The organism is Pseudomonas sp. DVZ6 (genome assembly GCF_024259445.1).
Taxonomy (GTDB): Bacteria; Pseudomonadota; Gammaproteobacteria; order Pseudomonadales; family Pseudomonadaceae; genus Aquipseudomonas; species Aquipseudomonas peradeniyensis.
This window is the reverse complement of record NZ_JANCLM010000053.1, coordinates 1-13902: the sequence shown is the minus strand read 5'-3', so window position 1 is coordinate 13902 and position 13902 is coordinate 1. Positions and strand designations below refer to the sequence as shown.

The 13902-nt window shown below is 65.4% G+C and carries 12 protein-coding genes; 6 read left to right on the top strand and 6 right to left on the bottom strand.

All coding sequences use genetic code 11. The features are described 5' to 3' along the window. Positions 1-50 precede the first annotated feature (50 nt). Positions 51-776: a dienelactone hydrolase family protein gene (locus NMG10_RS23750; protein ID WP_110739484.1), complete on the top strand. Its 726-nt coding sequence runs from the start codon at positions 51-53 to the stop codon at positions 774-776. Between the two features lie 104 nt (positions 777-880). Here NMG10_RS23750 and NMG10_RS23745 read toward each other — a convergent pair whose 3' ends face one another. Further along, positions 881-1744, bottom strand: coding sequence for a pirin family protein (locus NMG10_RS23745; protein ID WP_203651822.1), 864 nt, complete (start codon positions 1742-1744; stop codon positions 881-883). 109 nt (positions 1745-1853) lie between these two features. On the opposite strand from NMG10_RS23745, the gene NMG10_RS23740 reads away from it, so the two are divergent. After that, the gene (locus NMG10_RS23740) at positions 1854-2861 is read left to right on the top strand and encodes an amidohydrolase family protein (RefSeq protein WP_254465236.1); all 1008 of its coding nucleotides are present in this window, start codon (positions 1854-1856) and stop codon (positions 2859-2861) included. A 114-nt stretch (positions 2862-2975) separates the two neighbouring features. Next, entirely contained in the window at positions 2976-4601 is a 1626-nt protein-coding gene (locus tag NMG10_RS23735) for a methyl-accepting chemotaxis protein (protein ID WP_232856378.1), read from the top strand. 209 nt (positions 4602-4810) lie between these two features. Here NMG10_RS23735 and fabB read toward each other — a convergent pair whose 3' ends face one another. From fabB to NMG10_RS23710, 5 genes are all read right to left on the bottom strand, one after another. Then, positions 4811-6031, bottom strand: coding sequence for a beta-ketoacyl-ACP synthase I (gene fabB, locus NMG10_RS23730; protein ID WP_050706509.1), 1221 nt, complete (start codon positions 6029-6031; stop codon positions 4811-4813). An 11-nt stretch (positions 6032-6042) separates the two neighbouring features. Then, entirely contained in the window at positions 6043-6558 is a 516-nt protein-coding gene (gene fabA / locus NMG10_RS23725; RefSeq protein ID WP_102684717.1) for a 3-hydroxyacyl-[acyl-carrier-protein] dehydratase FabA, read from the bottom strand. Between the two features lie 206 nt (positions 6559-6764). Continuing rightward, positions 6765-8693 carry a response regulator gene (locus tag NMG10_RS23720; RefSeq protein WP_254465235.1) on the bottom strand — a complete coding sequence of 643 codons (1929 nt, stop codon included), beginning with the start codon at positions 8691-8693 and terminating at the stop codon, positions 6765-6767. Beyond that, on the bottom strand, positions 8690-9580 hold the full coding sequence (locus NMG10_RS23715; protein ID WP_232856376.1) for an ABC transporter substrate-binding protein: 891 nt from the start codon (positions 9578-9580) through the stop codon (positions 8690-8692). Before NMG10_RS23715 ends, NMG10_RS23720 begins: the two co-directional genes overlap by 4 nt. Continuing rightward, positions 9580-11727: a TonB-dependent siderophore receptor gene (locus NMG10_RS23710; protein WP_203651827.1), complete on the bottom strand. Its 2148-nt coding sequence runs from the start codon at positions 11725-11727 to the stop codon at positions 9580-9582. Before NMG10_RS23710 ends, NMG10_RS23715 begins: the two co-directional genes overlap by 1 nt. 195 nt (positions 11728-11922) lie before the next feature. On the opposite strand from NMG10_RS23710, the gene NMG10_RS23705 reads away from it, so the two are divergent. From NMG10_RS23705 to sixA, 3 genes are read left to right on the top strand one after another with little or no spacing between them, the layout of a single operon-like run. Then, positions 11923-12948, top strand: coding sequence for an NAD(P)H-dependent glycerol-3-phosphate dehydrogenase (locus tag NMG10_RS23705; RefSeq protein WP_232856375.1), 1026 nt, complete (start codon positions 11923-11925; stop codon positions 12946-12948). Between the two features lie 11 nt (positions 12949-12959). After that, on the top strand, positions 12960-13307 hold the full coding sequence (locus NMG10_RS23700; RefSeq protein WP_203651828.1) for a DUF4389 domain-containing protein: 348 nt from the start codon (positions 12960-12962) through the stop codon (positions 13305-13307). Then, a complete protein-coding gene (gene sixA / locus NMG10_RS23695; protein WP_232856374.1) occupies positions 13304-13762 on the top strand; it encodes a phosphohistidine phosphatase SixA in 459 nt (152 codons plus the stop codon). The genes NMG10_RS23700 and sixA overlap by 4 nt, the downstream gene beginning before the upstream one ends. The last annotated feature ends 140 nt before the right edge of the window (positions 13763-13902 follow it).

Below are 13902 nucleotides of genomic sequence, written 5' to 3'. Positions count from 1 at the left end.
CCACGAATACATCTATCATGTGCTGACCCGTGAAGCCCAAGGAGAGCTGAATGAGCAAGGTCATCGTCGAATCGCTGGTCTATCACCTGTCAGGCAAAGCCTACGAGAGCCGTCTGGTTTACACCCAGGGCGCGCTGCCGCAGCCGGGGCTGGTGATGGCGCCGAACTGGATGGGTATCGGCGAGGGCGCCGAACGTATCGCCAGGGAAGTGGCCGAGCAAGGCTATGTGGTGCTGATCGCCGACCTGTACGGCCAGTCGGTACGTCCGTCCAATGCCGACGAGGCGGGCGCGGCGATGATGCCGCTGAAGAACGATCGCGCCGAGCTGCGCAAGCGCATGCAGGAGGCGCTGGCGCAACTGGTGGGGCAATCGAAGGCCTTGCTGGAGCCCGGCAAGGTGGCTACCTTCGGCTTCTGCTTCGGCGGCTGTTGTGCCCTGGAGCTGGCCCGCACCGGTGCCGACCTGAAGGCCGCTGTTTCATTCCATGGCACCCTGGATACGCCAAACCCCGAGGATGCCAAGCGTATCAAAGGCTCGGTGCTGGTCCTTCATGGCGCCTCCGACCCGCTGGTGCCCAAAGAGCAGCTACCGGCCTTTGAGGAGGAGATGAACGCCGCTAAAGTCGACTGGCAGTTGCTCAGCTACGGCGGTGCGGTGCACTCGTTCACCGACCCGAATGCCAATGTTCCGGGCAAGATGCAGTATGACCGGCGTACGTCGGAGCGGGCGTTCCGCGCGATGCATAACCTGCTCAAGGAAGTGTTCCAGCGCTGATACCGCAGGGGGACGCTTCGCGGCACAAGGCCGCTCCTACAGGGGGATGCGTATTTCTGTAGGAGCGGCCTTGTGCCGCGAAAGGGCTGCAAAGCAGCCCCAATTCAGCGGGGTAACTCGATTCTCGAAGTTTCCCCCAGCACCGTCGGCCAATCCCCCGCAGCCCACTTGGCCCGCGCTCGCTCGATCAGTTCCGGATCACTGGCCACGAAATTCCAGTTCATCCGCCGCGGCCCATCCAGCGCCGCACCACCGATCAGCACCAGCTGGCACGCTTCTTCGGCGTACAGCACCACATCTTCGCCCTCCGGCAGCACGACCAGGCTGCAGGCCTCCGCGCGCTCGTCGTTGAGCGACAGTTCACCGTCCAGCACATACAGGGCGCGTTGCTCATGCTCGGCTGGGACTGTCAGCGTCGTGGCCGATTGCATGTGCACGTGGGCATACAGGGTAGGGGAGAGCACCGGCACTGGCGACTCCAGGCAAAAACCATTGCCGGCAATCATGCGGATCTGCACGCCCAGGCTGTCACTGACCGGCAGGCTCGCCGCCGGATGATGGCTGTAGCTCGGCTTGCCCTGCTCGTGCTCGCGAGGCGACGCCAGCCAGACCTGCAGCCCGTGCAGTCTTGAACCCTTGGCCAGCAGATCGGCTGGCGTGCGCTCGACATGCGCCACACCCGCCCCGGCAGTCATCCAACTGACGTCCCCGGGGCCCACGCGCTGGTCCGAACCCAGGCTGTCCTTGTGCTGGATTTCACCCTCGAACAGGTAGGTGAGGGTGGACAGGCCGATATGCGGATGCTGGCGAATGTCCATGCCATGCCCCGGCGCGTAGTCGGTTTCCAGCATATGGTCGAAGAACACGAATGGGCCGACGCTGCGGCACTGCGCCGAGGGCAGCGGGCGCAGGATCGGCTGGCCCTCGACCGATTCGGCGCGTGGGCGGATGACCAGGGGACTGCTCATGGCGACACTCCTTGAGGGATGCCTGCAAGCATAGCGTTTCGCCGCCCGTGGCTGAACCGTCGCGGGCGCTGTCCGGTCTACTCTTGCGGGACCGGCAAAGGAGGCTCCGATGATCGCCCGCACACTGGCTTGCCTGCTGCTGAGCGCAGGCCTGTTCGATGTCGCTCAGGCCCGCGACTACCGCTACAGCGACGCGCACCTGCACTACGTGGACTTTTTCCAGGAAACCGAGGGCATGCCCGCGCTGCTCAAGGCCATGGATGCAGCTGGGGTTGAGCAGTCGATGATTTCCGGCATCCCGGTGGCCAAGAAGTGGCATGAGGATGAGCCCAAGCGCCCGCGCTATTACGCCGGAGATGACGCCGACGCCTACTGGTACAGCGCCACCGACCTGTACGTCGCCGACGCGTTGCAGAAGCTGCCAGCGCAGCAACGCCGTCGCTTCCACCCGTTCCTCACTGGCTTCAATCCGGTGGACAAGAACGCCGTCAACCATATCGAGCGCATGCTCGAGCTTTATCCGGGGCTGTGGCAGGGCATCGGCGAAGTATTCACCCGTCACGACGACCTCACCGCCCTGACCAGCGGCGACACGCCGCGGGCCAACAACGAAGCCATGACCCGCATCTATCACCTGGCCGCCGAGCGCGATTTGCCGGTGCTGCTGCATTCGAACATCACCTCCAAGCGCGAGCGCAACCCGCTGTACCTGGCCGAGATCGAGGAGCCGCTGCGTAACCACCCGCATACCCGCTTCATCTGGGCCCACGCCGGCAGCAGCCTGGAGATCCACCGCCACCAGGAGCAGATGGATTTTCTCCTGCCGGTGCTGACCCGGCTGCTGGAGAACTACCCGAACCTGTATGTCGACCTGTCCTGGAGCGTCCTCAAGCCCTACCTGCTCGACTCGCAGGGTGTGCCGCGCCAGGACTGGGTGACGTTGGTGAAGCGCTTCCCGCAGCGTTTCGTACTCGGCTCCGACCTGGTGGGGCGGTTTGACAGCCTGGGTGAGCAGATGCACGGTTTCAACCCCTTCCTCGATGCCTTGCCGGCAGCGGTGGCGGAGCAGGTGAGTCGGACAAATTTTGTCAATCTGCTGCCAAAAGCGGCGAAGTAGCGCGTTTTAGCAGTAGATAGCTTTTTGATATCGCCTTTTCGTCTTACGCAATTTCCAGGCGGCCCGATACCTTCATTAAGCGACGGAACAACGCTTTTGGGAGGGATCCTGGAAATGAGCCTGAGACGCTTGAATATCGCCCCGCGCGCGGGCCTGGGTTTCGGCATCATGGCGCTGCTGGTGGTGGCGCTGGGCAGCTTCGCGCTGCAGCAGATGACCAGCATGCGCCAGCAGTCCGAGCAGGTCGACAACAACTGGCTGCCGAGCGTGATCTCGGTGGGCCGCATGACCCAGGACATGCTGCGCATCCGCGCCTTGACCCTGCGCCTGCTGGTCAACACCGACCCGGCGGCCCAGCAGCAGAATCGTGCCCGCATCGAAGAGATCAAGGGCGGCCTGAGCAAGGCCCAGAACCATTACGATGGGTTGATCGTGCTGCCTGAGGAGCGGACCTTGTTCGACCGCTACCAGGTCCTCGAGCGCCAGTACATGATCTTGCAGGGGCAGGTGGTGCAGTTGGCCACCGATGGGCACGTCCAGGCGGCGGCGGCGCTGGTCAACGGCGAGATGAACCAGCTTGCCGACCAGATGACCGCCACGCTCAACGAGCTGATCGAGCTGAACAACCACCAGGCCAACTCCGCCACCGACCTGGCCGAGGCCGTGTACAACGGCGCGAAGGTCTGGGTCGGCGTGCTGTTGGTGATCGCCCTGAGCCTCACCGTGGTGCTCGCCCTGGCCCTGACCCGTAGCATCGTGCGGCCGCTCGGGCAGTCGCTGAAGGTCGCCGAGACGGTCGCGACGGGCGATCTCACACCGCAGATCACCGTGCAGGGCGATGATGAGCCGGCGCGCCTGCTGGCGGCGCTCAAGAGCATGCAGCAGAGCCTGCGCGAGACCATCGGGCGAATTTCCGACTCGGCCAGCCAGCTGGCCTCGGCCTCCGAGGAGCTGAGCGCGGTCACCGAGGACGCCACCCGCGGCCTGCAGCAGCAGAGCATGGAAATCGAGCAGGCGGCGACCGCGGTGAACCAGATGACGGCGGCGGTGGAGGAGGTGGCGAGCAATGCGGTGGCCACCTCGGAGGCTTCCCGCGAATCCGACCAGATTGCCCGTCGCGGGCGTGAGCAGGTGCAGGCCACGGTCACCGCCATCGAGGCGCTGGCCAATGGCGTGGCGGGCAATGCCGAAGAGGTGGGGCAACTGGCCCAGCAGGTACACGACATCAGCAAAGTGCTGGATGTGATCGGCTCGATCGCCGAGCAGACCAACCTGCTGGCGCTCAACGCCGCCATCGAGGCGGCGCGGGCCGGCGAGGCCGGGCGCGGGTTCGCGGTGGTCGCCGACGAGGTGCGGGCGCTGGCCCATCGCACGCAGTCCTCGACCCAGGAGATCGAGCAGATGATCGTCGCCATCCGCAGCGGCGCCGAGCGAGCGGTGCAGGGTATGCAGCACAGCGATGCCCAGGCCCGTTCGACCCTGGATGGCGCCCATGCCGCCGGCCAGGCGCTGGAGGCGATCGCCGCGGCCATCGGCCAGATCAACGAGCGTAACCTGGTGATCGCCAGTGCCTCGGAGCAGCAGGCCCAGGTGGCGCGGGAGGTGGACCGCAACCTGACCACCATCCGCGATTTGGCGCATCAGTCCTCGGCCGGGGCCGAGGAGACGTCCGCCGCGAGCCAGGCGCTGTCGCGGTTGGCGGTGGACCTGAACACCCTGGTGCAGCGTTTCTCCGTGTAAAAGGCCTGACCCGTGTAGGAGCGGCCTTGTGCCGCGAAAGGGCCGCAAAGCGGCCCCGGAATATCGACCTCACAGATGAATCGCCGGGGGCGCTTTGCGCCCCTTTCGCGGCACAAGGCCGCTCCTACAGGTGGGCGTGCTTCGTCTGGCAGCACAAACAAAAACGCCCGGACCAAGGTCCGGGCGTTCTCGTTCAGCAGATCAAGCGATCACTTGCCAGTCCAGCGCTTGAGCACCAGGGTGGCGTTGGTGCCGCCGAAGCCGAAGCTGTTGCTCATGACCGTGTCGATCTTGGCGTTCTCTTCGGTCTTGCGCAGTACCGGCAGGTCGGCGACCTCCGGGTCCAGCTCGTCGATGTTGGCGGAGCCGGCGATGAAGTTGTTCTCCATCATCAGCAGGCAGTAGATCGCCTCGTGCACGCCCGCGGCGCCCAGCGAGTGGCCCGACAGGCTCTTGGTCGAGCTGATCTTCGGTGCCTTGTCGCCGAACACTTCACGCACGCCCTTCATTTCGGCGACGTCGCCGACCGGGGTGGAGGTGCCGTGGGTGTTCAGGTAGTCGATCGGGGTGTCGACGGTGGACAGCGCCTGCTGCATGCAGCGGATCGCGCCTTCGCCGCTTGGGGCGACCATGTCGTAGCCGTCGGAAGTGGCGCCGTAGCCGACGATCTCGGCGTAGATCTTGGCGCCACGGGCCAGGGCGTGCTCGAGCTCCTCGACCACCACCATGCCGCCGCCGCCGGCGATGACGAAGCCGTCACGGTCGGCATCGTAGGCGCGCGAGGCCAGTTCCGGGGTTTCGTTGCGCTTGGTCGACAGGGCGCCCATGGCGTCGAACAGGAACGACTGGCTCCAGTGCTCTTCTTCACCGCCACCGGCGAAGACGATGTCCTGCTTGCCCCACTGGATCTGCTCCAGGGCGGTGCCGATGCAGTGCGCGGAGGTGGCGCAGGCCGACGAGATCGAGTAGTTGATGCCCTTGATCTTGAACGGAGTGGCCAGGCACGCCGACACGGTGCTGCCCATGGTGCGGGTGACGCGGTACGGGCCGACGCGCTTGACGCCTTTTTCGCGCAGGGTGTCCAGGGCTTCCATCTGGTTCAGGGTGGAAGCGCCGCCGGAGCCGGCAACCAGGCCGGTACGCGGGTTGGAAACCTGCTCTTCGGTCAGGCCCGAGTCCTTGATCGCGTCCTGCATCGCCAGGTAGGCGTAGGCCGCGGCGTGGCCGACGAAGCGATAGACCTTGCGGTCGATCAGCTCTTCGAGGTTGAGGTCGATGGAACCGGAAACCTGGCTACGCAGCCCCATTTCCTTGTATTCCGGGTTGTAACGGATACCCGGACGGCTGTTGCGCAGGTTTTCGGTGACGGTAGCTTTGTCATTGCCCAGGCACGATACGATGCCCAGACCAGTGATCACGACGCGGCGCATGCGAATAACCCTTAGAAATTGTCAGTGGAGGTGAACACGCCGACCCGCAGGCCTTCGGCGGTGTAGATCTCGCGACCGTCGACGCTGACCGAGCCATCGGCGATGGCCATGTTCAGCTTGCCCTTCAGGACGCGCTTGATATGAATGTTGTAGGTGACTTTCTTGGCGGTAGGCAACACCTGGCCGAAGAATTTCACCTCGCCCGAACCCAGGGCGCGACCACGGCCCGGCAGGCCCTGCCAGCCGAGGAAGAAACCGACCAGCTGCCACATGGCGTCCAGGCCCAGGCAGCCCGGCATCACCGGATCGCCTTCGAAGTGGCAGGCGAAGAACCACAGGTCCGGATTGATATCCAGCTCGGCGACCAATTCACCTTTGCCGAACTTGCCGCCTTCCTCGCTGATATGGGTGATGCGATCGACCATCAGCATGTTCGGGGCGGGCAGTTGCGCATTACCGGGGCCGAACAGCTCACCGCGACTGCAGCGCAGCAGGTCTTCCCGAGTAAAGGCGTGTTGTTTGGTCATGCGAGCTCCTCAATAACCCCCTGCGGCAGGGGATGAATCTTCCCGGCCGGCCCAAAGCGCTTGGCATTCGAGGCGGCAGCCTACAGGTAGACTATTGCGTTGTGGTGAAAGTCACAGCGCACCTGGCAAAAGAAGTACAGGTGTGCACTGAAATGTTATTTTCCGGCCCTGAGGCGGTCCTGTCCAGTCCTTAAGACTGCCGCACTTTAGCATTTATCGCCAGTCGCGGCTGTCCGACCCGGCAACCAGCGCTGCAGGATGCGCTGCAGATCGGTGCGTTTGAACGGCTTGCTCAGGTAATCGTTCATTCCGGCGGCCAGGCAGCGTTCGCGGTCGCCCTGCAGCGCGCTGGCGGTCAGGGCGATGATCGGCAGGCCCTCGGTGCGCGGCAACTGGCGGATGCGCCGGGTCGCCTCGTAGCCGTCGACATTCGGCAGGCGGCAATCCATCAGCACCGCGGCAAAGCGCTGCTGGCCGACCAGGTCGACCGCCTGGGCACCGTCCATGGCCAGGCTCACCTCAAAACCAAGGCTGCGCAGCATCGCCTCGATGACGCTCTGGTTGACCGGGTTGTCTTCCACCAGCAGGACTCGCCCGCTGCCTTCGCCCACCGTGCTGGCCTGGGGCGTCGCGCCGGGCAAGGTGGCAGGAGCGCTGGCCAGGGTCAGCGGCATTTCCAGGGTGAAGGTCGAGCCCAGCCCCTCGCGGCTCTCGCCGCGTAACTGGCCGCCCATGCGCTCGGCCAGGGTGCGGGCGATCGACAGGCCCAGGCCGGTGCCGCCGTAGCGCCGGGAAATGGTGTTGTCGGCCTGCTGGAAGGCCACGAACATCATCTCCAGGCGGTTGTTGTCGATGCCGATGCCGGTGTCGCGTACGGTGCAAGTCAGCCAGATCAGCTGGCGGTCGAGCACCTGCCAGCGGGCCTCGATGGCCACCTCGCCGCGCTCGGTGAACTTCAGCGCATTGCCTACCAGGTTCAGCAGGATCTGGCGGATGCGCGTCGGATCACCCACCACCTGCAGCGAGTTCATGCCCGCTGGCAGCTGCAGTCGCAGGTCCAGGTTGCGCTGCTGGGCGCTGTGCTGGAACGACAGCACGCTGCTGGTGATCAGCTCGCCGAGGTTGAAGTCGATATGTTCCAGCTCCAGGGTGGTGCGCTCGATCCGTGAGAAATCGAGGATGTCGTTGATCACCTTGAGCAGGTGGCCGGTGGATTCGCTGGCCACCGCTGTGTAGTCGGCCTGCTCGCTGGTCAGCTCGGTGGTCTCCAGCAGTTGCAGCATGCCCAGCACGCCGTTCATGGGCGTGCGCAGTTCGTGGCTCATCATCGCCAGGAAGTCCGACTTGGCGCGGTTGGCCTGCTCGGCTTCCTCGCGGGCCTGGATCAGCTGGCCCATGGCCTGTTGCTGTTCATGGGCGGCCTGGTCGAGGGCGCTGGCCAGGTTGTTGATGTGCCGGGCCAGGTGGCCCAGCTCGCTGTCGTCGACCACCGGCAGCGGCGCGTTGAAGTCGCCCTGCTGGATCGCCCGGACCGCGTGGCCCATGTCGCTGATCGGCTTGGACAGGCTGGTGGCCAGGCGCCGGGCCAGCAGGAAGGTGAACAGCAGGGCGAACAGGGCGAGGATCGCGGCCTTGATCACGATCTCCTGCTGGCGCTGACTGAAGGCGTCGTCGGACATGCCGACGATTACCCGACCCAGATAGTCGTCGCCAATGTTCGGCGCTGGCGCCTTGCCCTGCAGGAAGTCGTTGTCCAGGCGGATCTGCTGCAGGCGGATCGGAGCCTGGAACACCTCGACGCGTTGGGCGCGGCTGTGGCTTTCGTCGGGTTGCTCGACGTACACCAGGATATGGTTGCGGCTGTCCTGCACCTCGAGGAAACGCACGTGGGGAATGCTCAGGGTGGCGCGCATCAGGCTCTCGAGCACTTCATTGTTGCCCGAGATCACGCCGTACTCCGAGGCCGGCGCCAGCTGGTTGGCGATCAGTTGCCCGGTGTGGTTGAGTTCCTGGCGCAGGTCCTGGATCCGCACGAAGGTAAAGAAGCTGATCAGCAGCAGGGTCAGCAACAGGGCCGGGCCCAGGCTGATGATCTGGGTGCGGGTGTGGATGTCCCAGCTCAGGCGCTTGCTCATGGGGTGGAGGTTCCTTCGGCAAGGGCCAGGGCGGCGGCGACCGGGTCGATCGCCTCCAGGCCCAGGGCGCGGGCCACCTGCTGGTTGCCGCTGACACCGAAGTGCGCGGGGTAGAGGCTGCGCGGCCAGCGGGCCGGTGGCAGGTCGAGCAGTTGCCCGAGCACCGCCAGCCAGTCGTCCTGGTCGCTATAGGTGCTGGCCAGGGCGCCGGCGCGGACGAATCCGACGTTCGGCCCGATCAGCGCCATCTGCCGGCCATAGCTGCTGAGCAGCACGTTCTTGGCCGACTTGGAGTTGTACAGGTCGGGATCGTCCAGGCCGAGCAGTACGTCGCTGTTGCCCAGCAGGTCTTGCAGGGGACGGCTGTCGCGCAAATCGGGCCAGTCCTGGGCGACGATTTCCAGGCCCAGTGCACTGGCGGCCTGGCGCAACTCGTCGAGCAGGAAACGGCTGTGTTCGCCATAGAGCACGCCGATACGCCGCGCCTGCGGCAACAGGTAGCGGGCCAGGCGCAGCTGCCGGGCCAGGGGCGGATCGCTCCACAGCAGGGTCAGGTAGGCAGGGCGCGAGGTGCCCAGGCGCTGTTCGATCTGGACCCGGCTGACCCGCAACGCCAGCGCCGCCGGCCCTACGGATTCAGCCAGGCGCCACTCCAGGGCCGAGGTGTCGAGGAGGATCAGGCGGGTGTCGGCCTTGAGCTTGGCCGGGCTTGGCAGCTGCTCGACGGTCTGGAACCGCACCTGGTCGTTGGGACGACGTTTTTCCAGGGCCGTGACGAAGCTGCGGATGCCGGGCTGGTCCTCGGCGCCGACCAGCAGGATTTCGCTGGCGGACAGCGATCCCAGGGGCCAGAGGCACAGCAGCAACAGGCGCAGCAGACGGACCATCAGAATTCCAGCTCCGCACTGACGCTCAGGCGGTGGCGGCTGTCGTAACGGTTCTGTTCCAGGGTGATCGGCTCGTCATCCAGGCGCTGCTGCCACAGCGCGGCCAGCTCCAGGTTGCTGCCTTGCACTTTGAAACGCTTGGCCAGGCGCAGGTCGACCCGTTCGTAACGGTAACCATTGAGGGCGTCGTCACCGTAGTAGAAGAGGGCGCTGGACCAGCCTTCGCCCCAATCGCGCAGCCAGCCGGCCGAACCGCTGTTGCGGGCGCTCAGGCGCCGGTCGTTGGGGTTGCTGGCCCAGGCGTCGACGTAGGCGTAGGTCAGACGCAGGCGGTCGCGCTGGGTGGCGTGCCAGTCGAACTGCGCCTCGCTGCCGCTGAAGCGGGCCTTGTTGGCGTTGCTGGCGATGTACTGGTTGTTCTTCAACGGTTCGCTGATCATCCCGGTGATCTCGTCGTAGAACAGTTTCACGTCCATGCTCAGGTCGAGGTCGGTGAAGTAGCCGTTGTAGCCAAGCTCACGCGAGCGCATGCGCTCCTGGTCGAGGTTGCCCGGGCCGCGGGTCTTGACGAAATATTCGCCGTTCTGCAGGCCGTAGCGGTTGGGCGTGAGGTTCTTGACGGTGTAGCTCCAGTTGACATTGTTCTCGAACATGTCCGGCGAACGGATCGCCTCGGAATACACCGCGCGCAGGCCATGGCGCGGGGTGATCAGGTAGTTCACCGCCACCCGCGGGGTGAGCGAGTTGCCCGACAGCTGCGAGTGCTCGTGCATCGCCCCGCCCTGGACGATCCAGTGCTCGTCGATGCGCCACTCGAGCTGGCCGAACAGGCGCCAGGTCTGGTCGTCGATGCTGCCGTTGAAGTAGGTCTGCGAGTCGGCCTTGTCGTAACGGTAGTTCATGCCGGTGACCAGGCGCAGGCTGTCGGTCAGGCTCAGGGTGTCCTGGATTTCCAGGTCGTAGCGGGTCTCGCGGGTGCTTTGGTCGACGTCGCCGCAGATCGTGTTGCGGCCACCGTTGGCCCATTGGTCTTGTACCTGGCCCATCAACGAACCGAGCTCGGGGTTGCTGGTGGTGGGCAGGTTGCCGGTAAACAGATTGCGCGCGACCTTCTCGGCGAAGTTCGGGTCGAGCTGCCACAGGCGGGTCAGCTCCGGGCTGAAGGCGATCGCCGCATCGCAGGCGCGCCACACCTGCTGGCGGTCGAAGTGCTGGGCCGAGCCCTGCACATACAGGCTGTGCTCGGGGTTCAGGTCGAGGTTCCAGCGCACCGAGCCTGCGTAGTCCTTGGCGTTGACGTCGGCGTTGTCGCCGGCCCGGTAGTTGCCGAACACCGGCTGGTAGGTATAGGGCCGCTGGTTGCTGCCTTCCTTGGCCGCCAGTTGCCATTCCAGGGTCTGGTTCGGCGCCAGGGTGTGGCTGGCGTTGAGGTTGACGCGGTTGAGCCGGCGGCTGTCGCGGTAATCGCGACCGAACTGGTCGTGGTCGAAGCCATCGTCCTGCTGGCCGGAGAGCGACAGGCGCAGGTCGCCGCTGTCCCAGCCAAAGCCCTGGCTCGCGTAGTAATCGTTGATGCCATCCTGGCCACGGGTCAGCTTGACCCGCGAGCCGTGGCTGTCGGCCGGGTTGCGGGTGAGGATGTTGACCACCGCCATCAGCGCGTTGGCGCCGTAGCTGACGGTGTTGGGGCCGCGGAACACCTCGATGCGCTCGATGTCCTCGATCGCCACCGGGATATCGCTCCAGTCCACCGTGGCCAGGCCTGCGCGGTACACCGATCGACCGTCGATCAGCACCTGCATGCGCCGGGCGTCGCTGACATTGCTGCCATGGTAGTTGACCGTCGGCTGGTTGCCGGCGCCGTAGCCGATCATCATCCCTGGCACCAGGCGCAGCAGTTCGGGGATGTCGCGGGCGCCGCTGGCGCGGATCAGCTCGTTGTCTAGCACAGTCATGCTGCCCGGGACCGCCGCCGGGGATTGTTTCAGGCGCGTGGCGGTCAGAACCTGCGGCAGGTCCTGGTTGTCGATGAACAGGTCGTCGGCCACGGCCGGGCCGCCTAGCAGGGCAGTCAGCAACAGCAGGCGTGGATAGGGAGGCGTGCCAGGGAACACGAAACGGCCTTGTTTCACAAATGAATCAGGCATGTTAACCGACCGTACGGCTTTTGCCAGTGATCGACGGATGGCCTATTGCCGCATCGCACCACCTGAACTTTCTCTTGATTGTGTCCGGGTGCGTGGGAGCGGGCTTGCCCCGCGATGCATACGCACTGGTTCTGTCGCAACGGCACCGTATAATGCCCCGGTCGCCACTTACTTTTATTGGTTAACGGATTGGATATGACTGAACAGCAACCTGTTGCGGTTCTTGGAGGCGGCAGCTTCGGCACCGCCGTGGCGAACCTCTTGGCCGAAAACGGCCATCTGGTGCGGCAGTGGATGCGCGACCCGGCGCAGGCCGAGGCGATGCGCGTCGATCGCGAGAATCCGCGCTACCTCAAGGGCATTCGCCTGCACGACGGCGTCGAGCCGGTCAACGACCTGCTCGCCACCTTGCAGGGCAGCGCGTTGATCTTCGTTGCCTTGCCCTCCAGCGCCTTGCGCAGCGTGCTCGCGCCCCATGCCGAACTGCTGCGTGGCAAGGGCCTGGTCAGCCTGACCAAGGGCATCGAGGCGCACACCTTCAAGCTGATGAGCCAGATCCTCGAAGAGATCGCCCCCCAGGCGCGCATCGGCGTGCTGTCGGGCCCTAACCTTGCCCGCGAGATCGCCGAGCATGCGCTGACCGCCACCGTGGTCGCCAGCGAGGACGAGGCGCTGTGCCAGCAGGTGCAGGCCGTGCTGCATGGCCGTACCTTCCGCGTCTACGCCAGTGCCGACCGTTTCGGCGTCGAACTGGGCGGCGCGCTGAAGAACGTGTACGCCATCATCGCCGGCATGGCCGTGGCCTTGGGGATGGGCGAGAACACCAAGAGCATGCTGATCACCCGCGCCCTGGCCGAGATGACCCGCTTTGCCGTGAGCCAGGGCGCCAACCCCATGACCTTCCTGGGGCTGGCCGGGGTCGGCGACCTGATCGTCACCTGCTCCTCGCCCAAGAGCCGCAACTACCAGGTCGGCCACGCCCTTGGCCAGGGCCTGAGCCTGGAGCAGGCGGTCAGCCGCCTGGGCGAAGTGGCCGAGGGCGTCAACACGCTCAAGGTGCTCAAGGCCAAGGCCCAGGAAGTGGGCGTGTACATGCCGCTGGTGGCGGGCCTGCACGCGATCCTGTTTGAAGGGCGCACGCTCAACCAGGTGATCGAGCACCTGATGCGTGCCGAACCCAAGACCGATGTCGATTTCATTTCCACCAGCGGTTTCAACTGAAGGAGCGACCCATGAACGATACTCCCGAGCGCGCCCAGCGCGAGTCGATCATCCTGCGGGTGCTGTGGATGCTGGTATTCCTGGTGGCCTGGCAACTGGCCGAGCTGCTGCTTGGCGGCCTGGTGCTGGTGCAACTGATCTACCGGCTGATCTACGGCGCGCCCAGCGCCAGCTTGATGAACTTCGGCGACAGCCTCAGTCAGTACCTGGCACAGATCGGCCGCTTCGGCACCTTCCACTCCGACCAGAAGCCCTGGCCGTTCGCCGACTGGCCGACGCCGCGCACCCCGGAAGGCGAGGCACCGCATGCCGTCACCCCGGCAGCGCACCCGGTGCGTGATGAGGAGCCCAAGCTGTGAAGCTCTGGGTGCTGCGTCACGGCGAGGCGGAACCCCGGGCCAACAGCGACGCCGAGCGCCGCCTGACCGGCCACGGTCGCGAGCAGGTGCTGCGCAGCGCCGCGCACCTACTCGGCCAGCCGTTGCAGGCGATCATCGCCAGCCCCTACGTGCGCGCCCAGCAGACCGCCGCCCTGGTGCACGGCGCGCTGGGCTTTGCCGAACCGGTGCGCACGGTGCCCTGGCTGACGCCAGACAGCGACGTGCAGCAGGTGATCGGCGAAGTCGAGCGCCTGGGGCTCGAGCATGTGCTGCTGGTCAGCCACCAGCCGCTGGTGGGAACCCTGGTCGGCCTGCTCGAGCACGGCCACTGCCAGCAACCGGCGCCGCTGAGTACGGCTAGCCTGGCGGAGCTGGAAGGGAATTGGCCGCTGGGCGGCCTGATGACCCTGCGTAGCCTGCGTCATCCCGGTTGAACCCTCAGCCCTTTCAAGGTTTTGTGATTTTTCGGATATGACCGCTCCAACTCAGGATTGCCGGGGTCGCTTTGCGACCCTTTCGCGGCACAAGGCCGCTCCTACAGGAGCACGCGGTCGCCTGTAGGAGCGGCCTTGGC

What these genes read in the sequence shown, in the direction of transcription:
- NMG10_RS23750 (WP_110739484.1), top strand. Translation starts at nt 51, where the DNA reads ATGAGCAAGGTCATCGTCGAATCGCTGGTCTATCACCTGTCAGGCAAA.
- NMG10_RS23720 (WP_254465235.1), bottom strand. Translation starts at nt 8,693, where the DNA reads ATGAGCAAGCGCCTGAGCTGGGACATCCACACCCGCACCCAGATCATC.
- fabB (WP_050706509.1), bottom strand. Translation starts at nt 6,031, where the DNA reads ATGCGCCGCGTCGTGATCACTGGTCTGGGCATCGTATCGTGCCTGGGC.
- NMG10_RS23700 (WP_203651828.1), top strand. Translation starts at nt 12,960, where the DNA reads ATGAACGATACTCCCGAGCGCGCCCAGCGCGAGTCGATCATCCTGCGG.
- NMG10_RS23715 (WP_232856376.1), bottom strand. Translation starts at nt 9,580, where the DNA reads ATGGTCCGTCTGCTGCGCCTGTTGCTGCTGTGCCTCTGGCCCCTGGGA.
- fabA (WP_102684717.1), bottom strand. Translation starts at nt 6,558, where the DNA reads ATGACCAAACAACACGCCTTTACTCGGGAAGACCTGCTGCGCTGCAGT.
- NMG10_RS23705 (WP_232856375.1), top strand. Translation starts at nt 11,923, where the DNA reads ATGACTGAACAGCAACCTGTTGCGGTTCTTGGAGGCGGCAGCTTCGGC.
- NMG10_RS23740 (WP_254465236.1), top strand. Translation starts at nt 1,854, where the DNA reads ATGATCGCCCGCACACTGGCTTGCCTGCTGCTGAGCGCAGGCCTGTTC.
- NMG10_RS23745 (WP_203651822.1), bottom strand. Translation starts at nt 1,744, where the DNA reads ATGAGCAGTCCCCTGGTCATCCGCCCACGCGCCGAATCGGTCGAGGGC.
- NMG10_RS23710 (WP_203651827.1), bottom strand. Translation starts at nt 11,727, where the DNA reads ATGCCTGATTCATTTGTGAAACAAGGCCGTTTCGTGTTCCCTGGCACG.
- NMG10_RS23735 (WP_232856378.1), top strand. Translation starts at nt 2,976, where the DNA reads ATGAGCCTGAGACGCTTGAATATCGCCCCGCGCGCGGGCCTGGGTTTC.